The sequence below is a fragment of the Mediterraneibacter glycyrrhizinilyticus genome (assembly GCF_015560805.1).
GTDB lineage: Bacteria > Bacillota > Clostridia > Lachnospirales > Lachnospiraceae > Schaedlerella > Schaedlerella glycyrrhizinilytica_A.
On record NZ_JADMSO010000006.1, the window covers coordinates 15,205 to 32,275 of the forward strand.

Sequence of the window (17,071 nt, forward strand, 5' to 3'; positions counted from 1 at the left end):
CACGAAAAAACGTATTTGTAAACCAATAATACGAAAAAAGGTATTGACATTAAATACGAATAAGCGTAATATGAAAATGCGTAATGCGAAAAAACGTAATACAGTAAACAGTGAATTTGTAATCTGGAGGTGAGAACAAATGACAATCGACAACATGAAATTTGACATTGCACTGGCAAACAGTGGGTTGACGCTTGCACAGGCTGCGGAACGTGCCGGAATAAGCCGACAGCGTTATCATGTGATTTTGAACCAGAAGAATGTGACGCCTGTCGCGGCTGGCAAAATTGCCCGAAGTCTCGGCGTGGATGTAACTGAAATCATCGAAATGGAAAACTAAAGCTCCGGGCGGGGTATAGGTCAGAAGATGAGCGGTTAGAGAAGCCGGAACGAATCTCGAATACCAAACAGGTACGCGGGTATTTGCACCGGTGCAACAGAAAGGAGGACAAACAGTGACAAGACAGATATTGACAGCGAAAGATATTTCAGAGATCTGCGGCATATCTGAAAGTAAAGCTTACCAGATCATCAGAAAACTTAATGAAGAACTGGAAAAAGCAGGGTATCTTACATTCCGCGGACGGGTAAGCCGGGCATTCTTCTACGAAAGAATGTACGGAATGAAGAACGATTAGCAGGTGAATGAAAATGCCTTGGTATAGCAAATTCTATGATTCTACTGGACTTGTAGAAGTCGGCGGCGTGAATCTTCCAGCCTGTTCTTGGTTTGGAGCGCCACCGGATGATCTGATGGAGAAAATTAAGACTGATATGTCCGCTGCGGAGCAATCCGGCGATCTTGTGGATCTGTTTAAATGCAGATGCAAGGGTCCGGAGCTGACGGATCGGCAGAAGTTCAAGGGAACTATTAAGCCGGAAATGAAGCTTTACAAGAATACTTTTAAGAAGATACTTGGTTATGAGCTTACAACACCGGGATTCGCGGACGATATACTTAATCAGCTTGAAGTACTCGGATGCAGTCATGCCCGGGAGTATTATGAGACAGTAAAAAACGAATGGCAGCAGGAGTATTCCTCACAAATGAAGAATACAGGGGAATGGTACAGAAGACAGGATTTTGAAAGAAAGGAAGTGAATGAATCACGGAAGCAAGAGAAACAGCAAGAAGTGGAACGGAAGAACCGGGGATTGTCCCGGGAATATGTAGTAAGCCAGATACTAAGATGGTGAATAACGTCTTTGAGATGCTGGACATGCAGAAAGACAAGAATATACCGATTCAGTCAAGAAAGAATTGTGTAACAGTTCTTGGATGCGATCCGATTTTGTCCGGTAAGATTAAATTTAACACATTATCAAACCGGAAGAATGTAGACGGCGCGTTACCTTGGAATAAATCGGAGGGGTTACGGGAGTGGACGAATATAGATAGCGAATATCTGATTTTTTACATGGAGACGTACTACTTGCTAAATTCTGATAAGAAGATACTGGCAGCATTAGAAATGACGGCAGATACAAACAAATTCAACCCATTTGTGGACATGCTTAACGAGACGGTGTGGGATGGAGTTCCCAGAATAGAAAATCTATTAACAGATTATCTCGGAATTGCGAAAAGCGCCTACTCAGCGCATTGTATGAAGCTGATCATGTTGGCGGTTATAAGCAGGGCATTTAGTCCGGGAACAAAATTCGATTATGTTCTAGTCCTGACAGGGCGTCAAGGGATAGGAAAATCAACATTTTTCTTAAAACTGTGCTGCAATGAAGATTGGTATCTGGAAAATCTAAAAACGATAGACAAAAACAAGGATGCAGCGGAATTGATTCAAGGCAAGTTAATTGTAGAATTTAATGAGCTACTTGCAGTTAAGGGCGCGATCGAGGGCGTCAAGTCCTTTGTTACAGCTAAATCAGACGAATACCGCGGAGCCTATGCCAGAGAAAGCGAAAAGAGATACCGCACTTGTGTATTTGTTGGTACTACAAATGATGCGCAGTTTTTGGTTGATAAGACCGGAAACAGAAGATTTTTGCCGTTAGAGTGCGGAGTTGAACCGATCACGAAAAGTTTATTTACTGATGATGAGCTTTTGCTGTATGAGTTCAAACAGGCATGGGCGGAAGCCTATAAAATATATCTGAGCGGGAAGTTTTCGCTGGTTCTTCCGAAGAACTTACAAGAATATGTTGAGGAGCTGCAAGAGGATTTTAAAGAAGATGATCCGCTGATCGGAATGATACAGAGATGGCTCGATTCAAGGCAGGATGATTATACATGCAACTTGCAAATTGCATCTGAGGTTTTGAAAGTGGACAATCCTGATAGAAGAACACTGAATAGAATAACGGAGATCATGAACAATTCTATTACAGGATGGGAACGGAAAGGGATGCGTAATTTTAATAAACTAGGTAAACAAAAAACTTATGTAAGAGAAATGGAGTATATAGAGCCTTACGAGGATGAAACGCCGTTTACTTGATTATCGTTACCATCGTTTCCGCATCGTTGCCGGTATCGTTTCCGTAAAAACAGCGTATTTTCAAGGAAAAACAGCAATAGAAACGAGGGAAACGATTATTATATAAAAAATAACATTTTACAGAAAATGCATAATTCACGAAAAAAAAAGTTAATAGGAACAACGTTTATATCGTTACCATCGTTTCCGCAGAAAGGAGTTAAATAAATGACAAACGAAGAATTGAAACAGAAGATTCAAGAGGACAAAGAACGAGATTTCAGAGGATATGCAGAAGAAAGATTATATCAGTTGAAAGTCTTGCGCGACATGGGGCACACGACTGAACAGGCTATAAATATTATGATATGGTTCAGTTTGGAGGATATAAGTGCTGCACTGGGAACGTCAGAAGATGGAGACATAGCGCTTAGTCTTAGCTCATTAGCTGATTGCGTTGGATATATTCCGCCACGCTATAAAGGCGGCGAGGGATATAGCTTCCTGCGGATTGCCGGACAGGTAGACACAGACTGATAAAAGAAAAGCCCGAGCTCAAAATTGAGCCGGGCGTATATATATCCGTAAACACCCGGGCGGGGCATGTTGGCGGATACAGATACATAATAACATGGATTGAACACGAAAGGAAGAGTGCAATGTATAAAGTTTTAGATAAAGAATTGATGTTGGAAGAATGTAATATAGGGGATTTAACTCTTGATCAGATAGAGAGTTTCTTGAGACTTTGGGGAGAGGGTTCGAAGATTGAAACGTTGACGTTGTTCTTAAAAAATGATGGAACGGTTGTGCTAAATAAAGATAATTCTGATTATGAATTATATAAAAAAATGGCATATATCAGTCTTAAAGGAGGAAGAGGATCTATCGAAAAATTACGCAACAAAATCCCAGATGGATTCGGTGAAACGCTGAATACACTTGAATCTGCTATAAATGTGAGACGAACCAATGAAATGATGGAAATGTTGAAATATAATCTTGTAGAGCCTGAGGGAGTCAGTTACGGAGTTTTGAAAAAGATACTGGAATACTATGGAAGCAATGTGTTTGGTTTATACAAAATCTTGACACTGGGATATATTTTGGGTAAGAGAGCGGAGCGTGCAAGAAAGAAGAAATAAATCCCGGCTGCCCTCCCGGGGACGGTGCGCCAACACCAGAACCGGGCGGCAGAGGTACTACAATTGAAGAGAGAACGATGCTCCGGTGTGCTACCAATACTGCCGGGGCATGAGCAGCAGTTTCTTCTTTCCGGTGTGGATGCGGCAACATCTGACCCGGCGGAGGGAATGGGAACGTACTACAAACGATTTACCAAAACAAACGAACAGGAAAGGGGGGCGCGTATATGAGCATAAAGATCAAGGTGTCTTATACAGACGATCAGGATCTTCCCGAAGTGATCCGGCTGCTGTCTCCGATAGTGAGAAGCTGGAAGAAGCAACCGGCAAAGGGGAAGTATAAGAGAGCTTATGGCGAATCGAACCGTGAAAAAGGTGTGCATACAAAGTGAAAAGTGTGCGTCTGAAAGATAAGTATCCGGACAAATCGGACACCCTAAAAAGAGCATAGTAAGATTTGTGAGGCTCTAAAAGGGTTGCAAACTGAATGACTATATATTATAATTGACATAGAGCAAATAGAATATAGTGAAAGTACCACACTGGCGTTTCTCTTTCTTCACCGGTGTAAGCCTTTATATTGGCGTGGGAATGGCTAATAGTCGAAAATGACTAACAGCTGTTCTTGCGTCTTTTTTATTTGCTTGATCTGTTTTCATAGTTACTCTTTTCACAAAGCCGACCGGGCGTAAAACGGGGAAAGGACATGGACGCATGGAAAATAATAACGTAAATACTGGAAGCAATCAGGAACCGCAGCAGGCAGTACAGACAGGCGAAAGAACTTTCACACAGGAGGAAGTGAACCGCATTGTACAGGAAAGACTTGCTCGGGTAAAGACACCGGAGGAACCGGATCAGCGCGAACTTGACTTACAGAAGCGAGAGCGCGCGTTGTATGCAAGAGAAGCTGTCGCGAATGCGGGGCTTGACAAAGATCTTGCGGATGAGTTCACCGGAATGGACAAAGAAACCGTTGACAAAGTTATTAAGATTATCGCCCCAATGGCTCAAAGAATGAATGAACCTATTTTCAATGCCGTTGGTCCGACTAATGGCACGGCGATTGGGTCAGACGCTTCTATACGAGCTGCAATGGGGCTGAAAGGATAGGAGTTGATTAAATGGCTATTGAATTAGTAACCAAGTATCTGCCGTATGTTGATGAGCTTTTCGCGGCAGAAAGTAAGAAGTCTCTTCTTACGAATAATGATTTTGACTGGACAGGATCGCATACAATCAAGGTGTATAAGATCGGCACTTCTGCGATGAATGATTACGATCGTGACGGAAGTAAATCTGGAGCGACCGGCTCACGTTACGGAGCAATCGAAAACCTTGCAGCAAGTACGCAGTCAATGATGATCTTGAGAGATAGATCATTCACATTTGTGATCGATAAGTTGGACAGCGATGAGACAGGGAAAACGCTTGAAGCGGCTTCCGCATTGGCGCGGCAGCTTAGAGAGGTAGTTGTCCCGGAAGTTGATGGTTGGGTGTACGACAGAATGTGTAAGGATGCCGGAACAAAGCCGGAAGCGGTTACACTGACAGCCGAGAACATCTATACAGAGATCGTCAAGGCTACTACGGTTCTTGATGATGCAGAGGTACATGAATCAGGGCGCGTGCTTTTGGTAGTGCCTGAAGTGTATCAGCTGATGAAGCAGAGCAAAGAGATCGTATTGAATACGAATATTGGCGAAGATATGCGCTTGAAAGGCGTTATCTCGAATCTGGACGGCATGAACGTGATCAAGGTATCATCTAAGCGTGTGCCGGAAAACTTCGGTTTTATGGTAGCTCATCCGTGTGCGACGGTTTGCCCGACAAAACTGGCAGACTACAAGACGCATCAGGATCCGCCGGGGATCAGCGGGACATTGATTGAGGGACGTATCGCTTATGATGCTCATGTACTGGACAACAAGAAAAAAGCGATCTACTACCAGGAGAACAAGCCGGCAGTATAGCACATAATTTGATAAAAGCACCCTGGGCGTTTTCTCCTTGCGTCTGGGGTGTTTTTGAAAGGTGGCGTAAGTATGGACAATGAACAGTTGGTTGCACGGATCAGGGTGCATGAATACGAGTCTGACAATATGCTGAAGCTCTGGCAGCAGAATCAGGGCTTTATCGGAAAGATGGCGGCAAGATATTCCAGTTGTGCGGAAATAGAGGACTTAAAGCAAGAGGGATATATCGCCCTGTGTGAAGCTGTAAGGCATTATGATCTGGCTTCCGGTGTTCCGTTCATAAATTATGCTGCGTTCTGGATGAAGCAGCAGATGAGCCGGTATATAGATAATTGCGGGAGCGTGGTGAGGATCCCGGTCGGTGTGCGGGGAGAGATCCGGCGGTACAAGAAGATCTGCAATGAATACCGGAAATATTACGACGCTGAACCCTCGGAACGTGAGCTGTGCGCCCTTTTGAGAATGAGTCCGGAAGAACTGCACAAGGTACAGGAGAACGCAAGGAAAGGGCAGATACAGAGCTTGAGCGCTCCGATCGGCGCCGACAATGAAGAAATGACACTGGAAGATACCGTTGCATCCGGTGAGGATCTGGAAGAGGAATGCGCCGGCAGGCTTGACAGGGAAAATATGAAGCGCGAGTTGTGGATCGCCGTGGATTCTCTTCCGGCAGATCAGGCGCAGACGATCCGCTGCCGTTACATGGACGGGATGACATTGAAAGAAACCGGAGAACGTCAGGGCATTTCCATTGAGCGCGTGCGGCAAAATGACCGGAAAGCGATCCGAACGCTGCGGCTGAATAAGTACAGCCGGAAATACCGCGGGTATTATGAGGAATACCTCTCGGCGGCTCCAGTGCGTCATGTGGGTGTCAGCAGCTTCCAGAGGACGTGGACAAGCGAAGTAGAAAGGGAGGTGATGAGATGCGCAGGGAAAGAAGTAAGGTGATGAGAAACGGATCCGGTTACCATGATCCGACAGCAGGAACGGCGATCTTGCGGGCGGATTGTTATAAGAGAAGAACCAGCGCAAAATTGAGTGGGTTGACCTATCTGTTGGGCGAAGTTCCGGGCTTTCCGGTGATACTGAAATGATACTTAAAATGTGTACATAGCACAGAAATGTAACATACTATGCAAAATTTTAAGCGCAAAAACAGCGAAAAGCCGTGCATATAATAGATAAAAACGGATGTGCTAACTCCTGTCATCCGCATTGAATGAAAAGCACCGGATGCCGTAAATACGCGGTTTTCCGGTGCTTTTTCTTTTGAAAATTTCATGTGTATTGAAAGTGTTCGCTTTGGGTAAGGGGCAATCCGGAAAATTCTCCATTCCATACATCCGAAATGGTAGTATAATGAAAGCAATAAGATGAACAAGGAGCGTGCGGAACCTGGTAATTCTAAACCTCCTTACACACCGACGCGAATGAAAAACATACTGGCAGAGATATCGGAGGTGGGAAAATGGACAGAGACGGAGAAAATCCATATTATATCGAAATCATGCGGGATACCGGGGCGCTTCTGGCGCAGGAGCAGGCAGCGTATCTTGGGGAGATGGCGGCGGCTTTTACGGAAAGCGCAAAGCTGGCAAATGAGGTGGAATTCTGGCGATGGATGGGGGCAAATTATCCGCAGCATTTTTCAAGCGCCGAACAGATCCGGCAGACGGCAGCGGAAAAGGCAGAATGGATGCGGACTCAAATTCAGGGAAAAGGATACGAATGGGATTATATGACGATGCAGAGGAGCAGACTGTCAAAGCTTATGTCGGTATTTGATGCAGGAGACTGCCCCACACAGCCGGGGATCGATATTACGGAGACGGGACTTTTGGACGGGCAGGTAAAAGAGCGGTATCAGAATAAAGCATATGCGGGGACGAATAACCCGGATCTGCACAACACTCCCAAGGATGCGGTTGTCGTGACGAATAGGGAGAAAGTCGATTATGCTCGGAAACAGGGATATGAAACGGAAGAATATCTGGATGCGGAGACGATCCGGGCAAGAAGAGAAAAACGGTTTGAACAGGCAGAATCAGGAAAAATCCATCCGAATTATGATTGGAAACAAATAGCGTCAGCGTCGTTGAAAGCCGGAGTGATCGGAGCGGTCATTGGGATGACGGCAGAGACGGTCGCTTCCTATCAAAGCTGGAAAGCGGGAGAACTTACGTCCGGGCAATATTTGGCGGAAGTGCTGAAAGCAGGCGGAGAGTCCGGTATCACGGCGGGACTTACGTCCGCGGTGATGATCCCGATACAGGCGGCGGTTACGGCAGCGGGATTGTCGGTATGGATCACGGTTCCGGTTGCATTTGTATTTGGCACGGTGATCAATACTGTGGTAGCGCCTTGTTTTGGGCGGGGCGCATATAAAAGGCTTTTGAATGAGGCGAAATATTATCAGGCGCTGGAGGATGGGTACGATGAGTTTATAGATGTGGCAAAGCTGGCATGCAGGCAGTATGAATCTTACATCATACAAATCGGAAACCAACGACAACGGTACGAAGAACTGAAAGCAAAAAATGAAGAGGCGGATCAGAAGTTGATGCGGCTTCTGGAACAGATTTAGGCGCACCAGAGAGGTGTATCAGAGAGGTGCATCGGAGAGGATCATCAGAAAAGTGAGCCGGAAAGGTGAAGTAAAAAGAAAAAAGATCAGTCGGAGATGAAAACATGGAAAAGGAACAGATAAATGGACAGATAAATGGGCAGGTTGCGGAAGCGATGCCGACAAGGGCGGATATGGATTATTTGATGGAACAGTCCAAAGGAAATATGAATAAGATTTTAAGCAGCATGACGGAATTACTGAGTGAAAATGATCGGAAAGTGGAAATGCTGGAATCACAGACATGGTTTCAGAGGATGTTACGGACGATCACCGGGAAAAATAAGGCGACAAAACGGGAAATCCAAAATAATCATGAAAAAATCAGCGTATATATTTCAAAAGCGATCACAGAATTGTATCAGCAGAATTGTCTGGATCGGGAAATTATCACAGAACTTGGTTACCGGCTGAATGATCTGGCAGAAATGAATGTGAAGCTCAAAGAACTTTTGGGTGCACTTATTTTTAAATTAAATGAAAAAATTGAAAGTGTGAGGCAAAATCAGTTACTTACCGACGAAATTCGAGAGGGGATTTATCCGAGCGAGCAGCCGCTTGCATCGCTGTGCAGGATTTTGTTTCATATGGATCAGAGAACCATTTTTGGAGAAAGAGATATGAGGCTGCTTAAAAAATTGATGGAAAAGAAAGGATTGTTTGCAAAGACAGAGCGGACATTGCAGGAACATCTTATGGAGATCATGCAGATCCCGGATGAGGAGATCGGAGCGATCTATCTGGAATTACAGACGATGCCGGATAACAAAAATGCAGAGGTGATCCGAGCGGTGATCGAGGAGTACCATTTTTTGCCGGATGAGGAGAAAAAACGTGCAGATCAGGAGGCAATCGCCGAGAAGATCGCGGAGAAATATACGGAAAGTACACCGCTTTGTCAGAGTGCGGAAGCAGTATTTTTGGATCTTTTGAACAGCAAGAAGAACCGGATACTGGTGGAGCAGGCAAAGGCTTACAGAGACGGAAGCGGCGTTCCGACAGACTACGAAAAAGCGGTTGCTTTCTATAAAGAAGCGGCGCGTAATGGAGATAAAAAAGCGCAGAAAAATCTTGGGACACTTTACAGATACGGAATGTACGGGTTTGAAAGAGATCTTTCGGAAGCCGCAAAATGGTTTCAGATGGCGGCAGATCAGGGCGATACGGATGCGGAAGCATTTTTAAGGGATTTAAAGAACATTGCGGGCTGAATTGTTGTATCTAAAGAAATTATCCGGGCAGTAATACTTGTTGTTTTTTTCAGAAATTGTTACAATAAAAGCAGTGAAACGGCGGCCGGAAATCACCGGTCACCGACAAGGGAAGGAGCGATTTTATGGGAAAAATGAATCCGAAGTATGAACCGTTGTTTACGCCGTGGAAGATCGGCAATGTGGAGATCAAGAACCGGATTGTTCTCTGTCCGATGGGAGGAACCTCGCTGTTTGGTTGGATGGAGCCGAACCATTTTGATAAAGAGGCGGCAAAGTTCTTTTTGGAGCGGGCGAGGAACAATGTGGGGCTGATCATTCCGGGGATCGCGCCGATCAAAGACACGATCGGAGGAAGATGGCTTTGGCAGAACAAGAAGATGTTTCGGGAACTGAAAGAATTTATGGAAGAGATCCACAAGACCGGAGCGAAATTGTTCGTGCAGATCACTGCGGGGATGGGACGATCCTGGGCGATCACAGATTCACTTGTGGAAATACATAACAGTCCGGTTCTTCGGACATTGGCGAAACCGATCATCGACGTGCAGTATCAGTCGGCAAGCCCGAGCGTTCTGCCGTCCCGCTGGTCGGACAAAGTGACTTGTCGGGAGATGACGGCGGCGGAGATCCATGAGATCATCGATGCATTTGCCAAGACGGCGGCGCTTTGCAAGGAAGCAGGTGTGGATGGCGTCGAGGTGCATGCCGTGCACGAGGGGTATCTGCTAGATCAGTTCACACTCAAATATACGAATCACCGGACGGATCAGTTCGGCGGCTCTTTCGAGAACCGGTATCGGTTTGCGACGGCGATCGTAAAGAAGATCAAGGCTGCCTGTGGCAATGATTATCCGGTTTCCCTGCGCTACTCCGTTGTCTCTAAGACGAAAGATTTCTGTGTGGGCGCGATGCCGGGAGAAGAATATACCGAGATCGGACGCGACATGGAAGAAAGTGAAAAAGCGGCGAAATATCTGCAGGACGCCGGATACGATATGCTCAATGCCGACAATGGTACTTACGACGCGTGGTACTGGGCACATCCGCCGCAGTATATGCCGCAGAACTGTAATCTGGAAGACGTCGCACATATTAAGAAATTTGTGGATATTCCGGTTGTCTGTGCCGGAAGAATGGAGTCGGATGTGGGCGCGCAGGCGATTGCAGACGACCGGATCGATGCGGTCGGCGTTGCAAGACAGTTTTTGGCAGACGGCGAATGGATCACGAAACTGATCGAAGACCGGATGGAAGACATCCGTCCGTGTATCTGCTGCCACAACGCATGCTTCAATATGACACATTATAAAGGCATTGCCAACGGACAGCCGTTCTATGATGCAAGCCACATTGCGCGGTGTGCGTTGAATCCGCCGACGATGCAGACGGACAAATATAAGATCGAGCGCGCGCGTACACCGAAGAAAGTGGCGGTGATCGGCGGCGGTATCGGTGGAATGGAAGCTGCCATCGTCTGTGCGAAACGCGGACATACGGTAGATCTGTATGAGAAGACCGATCATTTGGGCGGCGTATTTATTGCGGCGGCAGCTCCGTCCTTTAAAGAAAAAGATAAGATGCTGATCGCCTGGTATGAGCGGGAGATCAAGAAGTATCCGATCACGCTGCATTTGAATACCGAGGTCAACGGGATCGAGACATTGCAGGCGGACGAAGTATTCGTTGCAACCGGAGCAAAGGCAAAGAAACTTCCGGTGGCAGGCGCGGAATACGCAATGGATGCCGTGGAATATCTGCTCGGTGAAAAAGAAGTCGGCGAGAATGTAACGATCGTCGGCGGCGGGCTGACCGGATGTGAGATCGCGTATGACCTGTATCAGCAGGGGAAGAAACCGACGATCGTGGAAATGAAGAACGATCTGATTGCGGTGAAAGGAGTCTGTCTGGCAAACTCCAGTTATCTGCGTGATTTCTTTACGACGAATCATGTGTCGGTTCATCTGGAAACGAAATTATCGGAAATCCATCCGGACGGCGTGACGGTGACGGACAAAGCGGGAAAGAGCTTCAAGATCGAGGCGGACAGCGTGATCCTTTCCGTCGGATACGATCCGGCTCCGGCGGCAGCGGAGGGAAAACATGTGCATGTGATCGGTGATGCGAAAGTAGTCGGCAATCTGCGCACCGTGATTTGGAACGCATGGGATGTGGCAATGCGGATATAAGAAAGAGAGTGAGTTAAAAAAGGAAGTGATGCGAAATGAAACTGACAGAAGAACAACAGGCGATCCTGGACGGAGAAAAAGGGGAGACGCTGGCGAAAGTCATGAAGACACTTGTCATGTACGGAGAAGCATTTGGCGCGGAGACGATGGTTCCGGTGACCTCTAAATACAATCACCTTGTCACATCATTCGGGCTTGGCGTGATCGCTCCGGTGTATGATCTGATGGAACAGTTGATCGAGGCGGGGGCATTGTCAAAACAGCAGTTTTCCGCAGACCCGCGGCCGCTGGATCCGAATGTACCGGCAAATTTCCTGCAGAAGCTGATCTTCAATAAATTTATGTACAACAAACAGGATTTTTACGAGGGACAGCTTCAGAAACTGGGACTGATGGAAAAGGATGCGTTTACCTGTACTTGTTATATGGATGAAGTCGGAAACAAACCGGAGAAAGGCGAAGTGCTGAGCTGGTCGGAATCTTCGGCAGTCGTATACGCCAACTCCGTTCTCGGGGCGCGCTGTAACCGGAATTCGGGAATCATGGATCTGATGGGTTCGATCGTCGGATATGTGCCTTATTTCGGACTGCTCACCGATGAGGGGAGAAAGGCTTCCTGGATCGTGAAAGTGGAGACGAAGAAAAAGCCCGAGGCGCAGCTCTTAGGTTCCGCCATCGGCATGAAAGTGATGGAAGACGTTCCTTATATCGAGGGGCTGGACCGGTGGATCGGAACGGAACTGAATGAGGAAGCGTGCACCTATCTGAAAGATTTCGGTGCGGCGACGGCATCCAATGGGGCAGTTGGTCTGTACCATGTGGATAACTTAACTCCGGAAGCAAAAGAATGTGGAAAAGCCCTTGTCAAAGAAAATGCGAACGTGTATGTGATTGACGACGAGGAATTGAAACGGGTGAAACAGAATTATCCGATCGTCTGGAAACAGCCGAACGCGAAACCGAAACTTTGTTTTGTCGGCTGTCCGCATATGAGTCTTCAGCAGTTGAAAGACTGGACAGACAAGGTGGAAACAGGACTTCAAAAATACGGCAACAAAAAAGTCGTGATACCGACGGTATTTACGGCGGCACCGGGAGTGCTCAAAGAATTTGAGCAGACCGACTATGCGCGCAGACTGAAAGCGACAGGTGTGATCACCTCGTATATTTGTCCGCTGATGTATATGAACAATCCGTTGTGTGCAAAGATGCCGGTCGTGACCTCATCCAACAAACTGCGGACCTATACGACGGCGCGGTATTTTACGGACGACGAGATCCTGCTGCTGATCACGAGGGGAGGTCGGAGATCATGAGAGAATTTAAAGGTCGCGTTGTGACACCGGGAACGGCAAAAGCGGAAGCGGTCGTGACGCACGGGGGATTTAACACATTGGCTTCTCTGCAGAAATCACTGCAGTTCGGAGATAAGACAGCAAAATGCAACGACCAGAATAACCCGGATCTGTATGGAAAGCCGCTGGCGGGATATGCACTTTGTCTGCCGCAGACGATCGGTTCGACGACCGGAGGCATGGTGCTCTACTGTGCCTGCGCGATGAAACGGCAGCCTGCCTGTATGTTGTTTGCTAATCCGATCGATTCTCTGGCGGCGGCCGGAGCGATCCTGGCGGACGTATGGTTGGACGATGTGACGATGCCGGTCGTAGACAGCTTAGGAGAAGAATTTCTCGATTATGTGAAAGACGGGATGATGATCACGATCGGGGAAGACGGAAAAGTGACGGTGGAATAAATGCAGTGGAACTTATTGGTAATTGAAGACGACAAAGCGTTGAGCGACGGGATCCGTCTGGCGCTGCAGGATGCACAGCACCGGATCGTACAGGCGGAGACGCTCCATGCGGGAAAATGTTGTCTGGAAAAGATGATCGAAACATCCGGGCGGGGAGAACAGGAGCGGATCGACCTTGTCATTTTGGATCTGAACCTGCCGGATGGAAACGGTCTGGAACTTCTGCAATGGATTCGGGAGCGCCTGGCGCTCCCGGTCATCATTTTGACAGCAAACGATCTGGAGATCGATATTGTGACGGGACTGGAGTCCGGGGCGGATGATTATATCACGAAGCCGTTCAGTCTGATGGTACTGCGGGCGAGGGTACGCGCAAGGCTTCGGAATATGCAGGGCGCACGACCAATGGAGAATGGGCAGGAGCAGAGTATACAGATCGGACCGTTTTCTTTTGCATTTGATAAAATGGAATACCGGAAGAACGGAGAGAATCTTGTGTTGAGCCGGACAGAGCAGAAACTTCTGCGGATCCTTGTGGAAAACAGAGGGAAGACGATCCCGAAAGAACGGCTTTTAGATCAGATCTGGGCGGACGGCGGAGAATTTGTGGAAGACAACGCGCTGTTTGTCGCGATCAAGAGACTTCGGGAGAAGCTGGAAGACCGGTCGTCCTCCCCGGAATATATCAAAAATGTGTACGGCATCGGATATATGTGGCAGGAAACAGACAGAGACAGCAGTGAGGACAGGACATGGAGTGGCAGTGGATCATAACGGGAGGCAGTATTTTGCTTCTGATCGGAGCGGGGATATTTTGCGGGATCCGTGAATGGCAGACGCGAAGAGAGATGCGCGCATTGGAGGAAATGCTGGATGCGGCGATTGCAGGTGGATTTTTGGAGAAAGATTATGATGAGACATGTCGGTCGGCGATCGAGTCCCGGATGGCGCAGTATTTGAAAAAATGTGAGAGTCTGCAGAAGAAAAGGGAAGCCGACCAGAAAAAGATCAGCACTCTGATCTCGGATATTTCACATCAGACAAAAACGCCGCTTACGAACATTTCATTGTATACGGAACTTTTACTGGAAAAAGATCTGCCGAAAGAGGCGGAGGAATGCGCGCTTCAAGTACGCGGACAGGCGGAAAAATTACAATTTTTGCTGCATACGCTGATCCGTTCGAGCCGGCTGGAAAACGGGATCATCACGTTGTATCCGAAAAAACAGGGCGTCCGCAAGATGGTGGAAGCCGCTGTCTCGCAGATACGCCCGAAAGCACAGCAGCGCGGGATCCGGATCGAAGTCGGTGCAGGGAGGAAAGACCGTCAGCCGGAAGAACGCCAGCTGGAAGAACGTCAGTTGGAAGACCGTCAGTTGGAAGATCGTCAGGCGGTTTTCGACGAGAAATGGACGCAGGAGGCGCTTTACAATCTTTTGGACAACGCAGTGAAATATACGGATCCGGGAGACTGGATCGAGGTGTGTTGGACAGAATACGAGTTGTTTCTGCGGATCGATGTGACGGATCACGGAATCGGGATCCCCGAGCAAGAGACCGGGCGTATTTTCGGAAGATTTGTCCGCGGAGAACAGGTGAGAAATCAGGAGGGCGTGGGGATCGGTCTGTACCTTGCGGACCAGATCGTGACCGGGGAGGGAGGATATTTGAAAGTGAAAAGCATCCCCGGTGAGCGGACGACATTTTCCATGTTCCTTTCCAAATAAGAATCTGTCAAAACTGACAGATTTGAGAAAGTGTGTCGAAAGATTTTTTTGTTATAGTTTATGTGGAGGAAAAACTTCTGCATAAACTATTTTTATTTGAAAGGGGAGAATAGAATGATCATATTGGAGACAAAGGATCTGAAAAAATACTACGGGAACGGCGAGACGATGGTTCGTGCGCTGGATGGCGTGAATCTTTCGGTCGAAGCCGGAAGTTTTACGGCAATCGTCGGAACGAGCGGCTCGGGAAAGTCAACGCTGCTTCACATGCTTGGCGGCTTAGACCGTCCCACGTCGGGGGAAGTAATCGTGGACGGGGAGAAGATCTTCGGACTGAAAGAAGAGGCGCTGACGATCTTCCGGAGAAGAAAGATCGGGTTTGTATTCCAGAATTATAATCTTGTTCCGGTTCTCAATGTGTATGAAAATATCGTGCTTCCGATCGAACTGGACGGAAAACATCCGGATCAGAAGTATGTCAAACGGATCGTGCAGACGTTGGGGCTGGAAAATAAGATCAACAGCCTGCCGAGTCATTTGTCCGGAGGACAGCAGCAGAGAGTTGCGATCGCGAGGGCATTGGCTGCAAAACCGGCGATCCTGCTCTGTGACGAACCGACCGGAAATCTGGACTCGAAGACGAGCCTCGATGTGATGGGACTGTTGAAAGTGACGAGCCGTCAGTTCGAGCAGACGATCGTCATGATCACACACAATGAAGAGATCGCGCAGATGGCCGATGAGATCATCCGGATCGAGGACGGAAAAATTGCGGGAGAAAATTGCAGGGTGAAATCGCAGGGAGAGGATGTGATCGCATGAAAGTGAAAAATCAAAAGACGATCCGCCGGCTTTCGTTTCGGATCTTTGGCGCAAACCGTACAAGAAATCTGGTGGCGGTCCTTGCGATCGCATTGACGGCGCTGATGTTTACGGCATTGTTTACGATCGCGGTTACGCTGAATCATTCTTCCGAACAGCAGATGATGCGTCAGGTGGGAGGATATTCTCACGGCGGCTTCAAACGGCTGACCGAGGAACAGGTGGACGATCTGCGGGATGATCCGTTGATCCGGGAAAGCGGGGCGACCTATTTGTTTTCCGTGCCGGAGGAGGATGCATTTCTTAAAATCTCTGCGGAAATGCGTTATGCCGAGGATAATTATGCGAAATTCTGCTGGTCGCTTCCGACTTCCGGAGCGATGCCGAAGCAGGGAAAAGAAATCGCAATGGATACGGCGGTGCTGGAACTGCTCGGTATCCCGGCGAAACTCGGAGAAGAGGTGGAACTGACTTATCCGCTTGGCAATACTCTGGTGACGGATACCTTTACATTGTGCGGATATTGGGAGGCGGATCCTGCGCTTCCGGCGCATATGATCTGGCTGTCGAAAGAGTATGCGTTATCACAAATGGAACAGGCTTCGCCGGAGGAGCGGGAACAAAATAATGTGGGCGACTGGTATCTGGATCTTGTATTTGAGGACAGCCGGGATATCAGCGGAACGCTGGAGAAGATCGCAGAGAACCACGGATATACGATCGGCGAGTCGACAGAGGGAACAGAACTTGCATGTGGGATCAACTGGGCGTATACATCGACTCATTCGGAAAGTATGGATGCGCAGAGTATTTTCCCGCTGATCGGAGCCGTGATCGTGATGCTTCTGACCGGATATCTGATCATTTATAATGTCTTTCAGATCAGTGTGGCAGGAGACGTTCGTTTTTACGGACTGTTAAAGACGATCGGAACAACGGGACGGCAGATCCGGCGGATCGTCCGGTGGCAGGCGCTTTTATTGTCAGGGATCGGAATCCCGATCGGACTGATCTTCGGGTATCTGACCGGAAATCTGCTGATGCCGGTTATCATGGCAAATCTGGATGACGCAACGGTCTATCGAAGTGCGAATCCGGTTATTTTTATCGGGGCGGCATTGTTTGCCCTTGTGACGGTATTTATCAGCTGCTTTCTTCCGGCAAGACGTGCGGCATAAGTCTTA

21 protein-coding genes are annotated in these 17,071 nt (G+C 47.8%); all 21 read left to right on the forward strand.

Features of this window, described 5'->3' with window-relative positions; genetic code table 11:
- The first annotated feature begins 139 nt into the window (after positions 1 to 139).
- The 21 genes from I2H87_RS07360 to I2H87_RS07460 all read left to right on the forward strand — a co-directional run bounded on the left by I2H87_RS07360 (position 140) and on the right by I2H87_RS07460 (position 17,065).
- Positions 140 to 340 (forward strand): helix-turn-helix domain-containing protein, encoded by a 201-nt coding sequence (locus I2H87_RS07360; protein ID WP_195609627.1) that lies wholly within the window; start codon positions 140 to 142, stop codon positions 338 to 340.
- 115 nt (positions 341 to 455) lie between these two features.
- Positions 456 to 638 (forward strand): helix-turn-helix domain-containing protein, encoded by a 183-nt coding sequence (locus tag I2H87_RS07365; protein WP_195609628.1) that lies wholly within the window; start codon positions 456 to 458, stop codon positions 636 to 638.
- 13 nt (positions 639 to 651) lie between these two features.
- Complete coding sequence (locus I2H87_RS07370) at positions 652 to 1,197, forward strand: hypothetical protein (RefSeq protein WP_195609629.1); 546 nt, start codon at positions 652 to 654, stop codon at positions 1,195 to 1,197.
- Between the two features lie 23 nt (positions 1,198 to 1,220).
- Positions 1,221 to 2,456 carry a virulence-associated E family protein gene (locus I2H87_RS07375; RefSeq protein ID WP_195609630.1) on the forward strand — a complete coding sequence of 412 codons (1,236 nt, stop codon included), beginning with the start codon at positions 1,221 to 1,223 and terminating at the stop codon, positions 2,454 to 2,456.
- A 207-nt stretch (positions 2,457 to 2,663) separates the two neighbouring features.
- Entirely contained in the window at positions 2,664 to 2,972 is a 309-nt protein-coding gene (locus tag I2H87_RS07380; RefSeq protein WP_195609631.1) for a hypothetical protein, read from the forward strand.
- Positions 2,973 to 3,094: 122 nt separating this feature from the next.
- Entirely contained in the window at positions 3,095 to 3,580 is a 486-nt protein-coding gene (locus tag I2H87_RS07385) for a hypothetical protein (protein ID WP_195609632.1), read from the forward strand.
- A 63-nt stretch (positions 3,581 to 3,643) separates the two neighbouring features.
- Positions 3,644 to 3,811, forward strand: a complete 168-nt coding sequence (locus I2H87_RS07390) for a hypothetical protein (RefSeq protein ID WP_195609633.1) — start codon at positions 3,644 to 3,646, stop codon at positions 3,809 to 3,811.
- Positions 3,808 to 3,972 (forward strand): hypothetical protein, encoded by a 165-nt coding sequence (locus I2H87_RS07395; protein ID WP_195609634.1) that lies wholly within the window; start codon positions 3,808 to 3,810, stop codon positions 3,970 to 3,972. Before I2H87_RS07390 ends, I2H87_RS07395 begins: the two co-directional genes overlap by 4 nt.
- A gap of 322 nt (positions 3,973 to 4,294) precedes the next feature.
- Positions 4,295 to 4,693, forward strand: coding sequence for a hypothetical protein (locus tag I2H87_RS07400; RefSeq protein ID WP_195609635.1), 399 nt, complete (start codon positions 4,295 to 4,297; stop codon positions 4,691 to 4,693).
- An 11-nt stretch (positions 4,694 to 4,704) separates the two neighbouring features.
- The gene (locus tag I2H87_RS07405) at positions 4,705 to 5,553 is read left to right on the forward strand and encodes a hypothetical protein (RefSeq protein ID WP_195609636.1); all 849 of its coding nucleotides are present in this window, start codon (positions 4,705 to 4,707) and stop codon (positions 5,551 to 5,553) included.
- Positions 5,554 to 5,625: 72 nt separating this feature from the next.
- The gene (locus I2H87_RS07410) at positions 5,626 to 6,507 is read left to right on the forward strand and encodes a sigma-70 family RNA polymerase sigma factor (RefSeq protein WP_195609637.1); all 882 of its coding nucleotides are present in this window, start codon (positions 5,626 to 5,628) and stop codon (positions 6,505 to 6,507) included.
- Positions 6,483 to 6,653 (forward strand): hypothetical protein, encoded by a 171-nt coding sequence (locus I2H87_RS07415; protein WP_195609638.1) that lies wholly within the window; start codon positions 6,483 to 6,485, stop codon positions 6,651 to 6,653. Before I2H87_RS07410 ends, I2H87_RS07415 begins: the two co-directional genes overlap by 25 nt.
- Before the next feature lie 374 nt (positions 6,654 to 7,027).
- Complete coding sequence (locus I2H87_RS07420; RefSeq protein WP_195609639.1) at positions 7,028 to 8,143, forward strand: hypothetical protein; 1,116 nt, start codon at positions 7,028 to 7,030, stop codon at positions 8,141 to 8,143.
- A 104-nt stretch (positions 8,144 to 8,247) separates the two neighbouring features.
- The gene (locus I2H87_RS07425) at positions 8,248 to 9,393 is read left to right on the forward strand and encodes a tetratricopeptide repeat protein (protein WP_195609640.1); all 1,146 of its coding nucleotides are present in this window, start codon (positions 8,248 to 8,250) and stop codon (positions 9,391 to 9,393) included.
- 134 nt (positions 9,394 to 9,527) lie between these two features.
- Complete coding sequence (locus tag I2H87_RS07430; protein WP_195609697.1) at positions 9,528 to 11,582, forward strand: oxidoreductase; 2,055 nt, start codon at positions 9,528 to 9,530, stop codon at positions 11,580 to 11,582.
- Positions 11,583 to 11,617: 35 nt separating this feature from the next.
- A complete protein-coding gene (locus I2H87_RS07435; protein WP_009268135.1) occupies positions 11,618 to 12,898 on the forward strand; it encodes an aconitase X in 1,281 nt (426 codons plus the stop codon).
- Positions 12,895 to 13,338 (forward strand): aconitase X swivel domain-containing protein, encoded by a 444-nt coding sequence (locus I2H87_RS07440; RefSeq protein WP_009268134.1) that lies wholly within the window; start codon positions 12,895 to 12,897, stop codon positions 13,336 to 13,338. Before I2H87_RS07435 ends, I2H87_RS07440 begins: the two co-directional genes overlap by 4 nt.
- A complete protein-coding gene (locus I2H87_RS07445; protein WP_022150893.1) occupies positions 13,339 to 14,112 on the forward strand; it encodes a response regulator transcription factor in 774 nt (257 codons plus the stop codon).
- Entirely contained in the window at positions 14,091 to 15,065 is a 975-nt protein-coding gene (locus I2H87_RS07450) for a sensor histidine kinase (protein WP_207746059.1), read from the forward strand. Before I2H87_RS07445 ends, I2H87_RS07450 begins: the two co-directional genes overlap by 22 nt.
- A 114-nt stretch (positions 15,066 to 15,179) precedes the next feature.
- On the forward strand, positions 15,180 to 15,887 hold the full coding sequence (locus tag I2H87_RS07455; RefSeq protein ID WP_195609641.1) for an ABC transporter ATP-binding protein: 708 nt from the start codon (positions 15,180 to 15,182) through the stop codon (positions 15,885 to 15,887).
- Positions 15,884 to 17,065: an ABC transporter permease gene (locus I2H87_RS07460; protein WP_195609642.1), complete on the forward strand. Its 1,182-nt coding sequence runs from the start codon at positions 15,884 to 15,886 to the stop codon at positions 17,063 to 17,065. Before I2H87_RS07455 ends, I2H87_RS07460 begins: the two co-directional genes overlap by 4 nt.
- The last annotated feature ends 6 nt before the right edge of the window (positions 17,066 to 17,071 follow it).

What these genes read in the sequence shown, in the direction of transcription:
- I2H87_RS07405 (WP_195609636.1), top strand. Translation starts at nt 4,705, where the DNA reads ATGGCTATTGAATTAGTAACCAAGTATCTGCCGTATGTTGATGAGCTT.
- I2H87_RS07410 (WP_195609637.1), top strand. Translation starts at nt 5,626, where the DNA reads ATGGACAATGAACAGTTGGTTGCACGGATCAGGGTGCATGAATACGAG.
- I2H87_RS07445 (WP_022150893.1), top strand. Translation starts at nt 13,339, where the DNA reads ATGCAGTGGAACTTATTGGTAATTGAAGACGACAAAGCGTTGAGCGAC.
- I2H87_RS07400 (WP_195609635.1), top strand. Translation starts at nt 4,295, where the DNA reads ATGGAAAATAATAACGTAAATACTGGAAGCAATCAGGAACCGCAGCAG.
- I2H87_RS07370 (WP_195609629.1), top strand. Translation starts at nt 652, where the DNA reads ATGCCTTGGTATAGCAAATTCTATGATTCTACTGGACTTGTAGAAGTC.
- I2H87_RS07360 (WP_195609627.1), top strand. Translation starts at nt 140, where the DNA reads ATGACAATCGACAACATGAAATTTGACATTGCACTGGCAAACAGTGGG.
- I2H87_RS07455 (WP_195609641.1), top strand. Translation starts at nt 15,180, where the DNA reads ATGATCATATTGGAGACAAAGGATCTGAAAAAATACTACGGGAACGGC.
- I2H87_RS07385 (WP_195609632.1), top strand. Translation starts at nt 3,095, where the DNA reads ATGTATAAAGTTTTAGATAAAGAATTGATGTTGGAAGAATGTAATATA.
- I2H87_RS07460 (WP_195609642.1), top strand. Translation starts at nt 15,884, where the DNA reads ATGAAAGTGAAAAATCAAAAGACGATCCGCCGGCTTTCGTTTCGGATC.
- I2H87_RS07430 (WP_195609697.1), top strand. Translation starts at nt 9,528, where the DNA reads ATGAATCCGAAGTATGAACCGTTGTTTACGCCGTGGAAGATCGGCAAT.
- I2H87_RS07375 (WP_195609630.1), top strand. Translation starts at nt 1,221, where the DNA reads ATGCAGAAAGACAAGAATATACCGATTCAGTCAAGAAAGAATTGTGTA.
- I2H87_RS07380 (WP_195609631.1), top strand. Translation starts at nt 2,664, where the DNA reads ATGACAAACGAAGAATTGAAACAGAAGATTCAAGAGGACAAAGAACGA.
- I2H87_RS07435 (WP_009268135.1), top strand. Translation starts at nt 11,618, where the DNA reads ATGAAACTGACAGAAGAACAACAGGCGATCCTGGACGGAGAAAAAGGG.
- I2H87_RS07425 (WP_195609640.1), top strand. Translation starts at nt 8,248, where the DNA reads ATGGAAAAGGAACAGATAAATGGACAGATAAATGGGCAGGTTGCGGAA.
- I2H87_RS07420 (WP_195609639.1), top strand. Translation starts at nt 7,028, where the DNA reads ATGGACAGAGACGGAGAAAATCCATATTATATCGAAATCATGCGGGAT.
- I2H87_RS07395 (WP_195609634.1), top strand. Translation starts at nt 3,808, where the DNA reads ATGAGCATAAAGATCAAGGTGTCTTATACAGACGATCAGGATCTTCCC.
- I2H87_RS07415 (WP_195609638.1), top strand. Translation starts at nt 6,483, where the DNA reads ATGCGCAGGGAAAGAAGTAAGGTGATGAGAAACGGATCCGGTTACCAT.
- I2H87_RS07440 (WP_009268134.1), top strand. Translation starts at nt 12,895, where the DNA reads ATGAGAGAATTTAAAGGTCGCGTTGTGACACCGGGAACGGCAAAAGCG.
- I2H87_RS07450 (WP_207746059.1), top strand. Translation starts at nt 14,091, where the DNA reads ATGGAGTGGCAGTGGATCATAACGGGAGGCAGTATTTTGCTTCTGATC.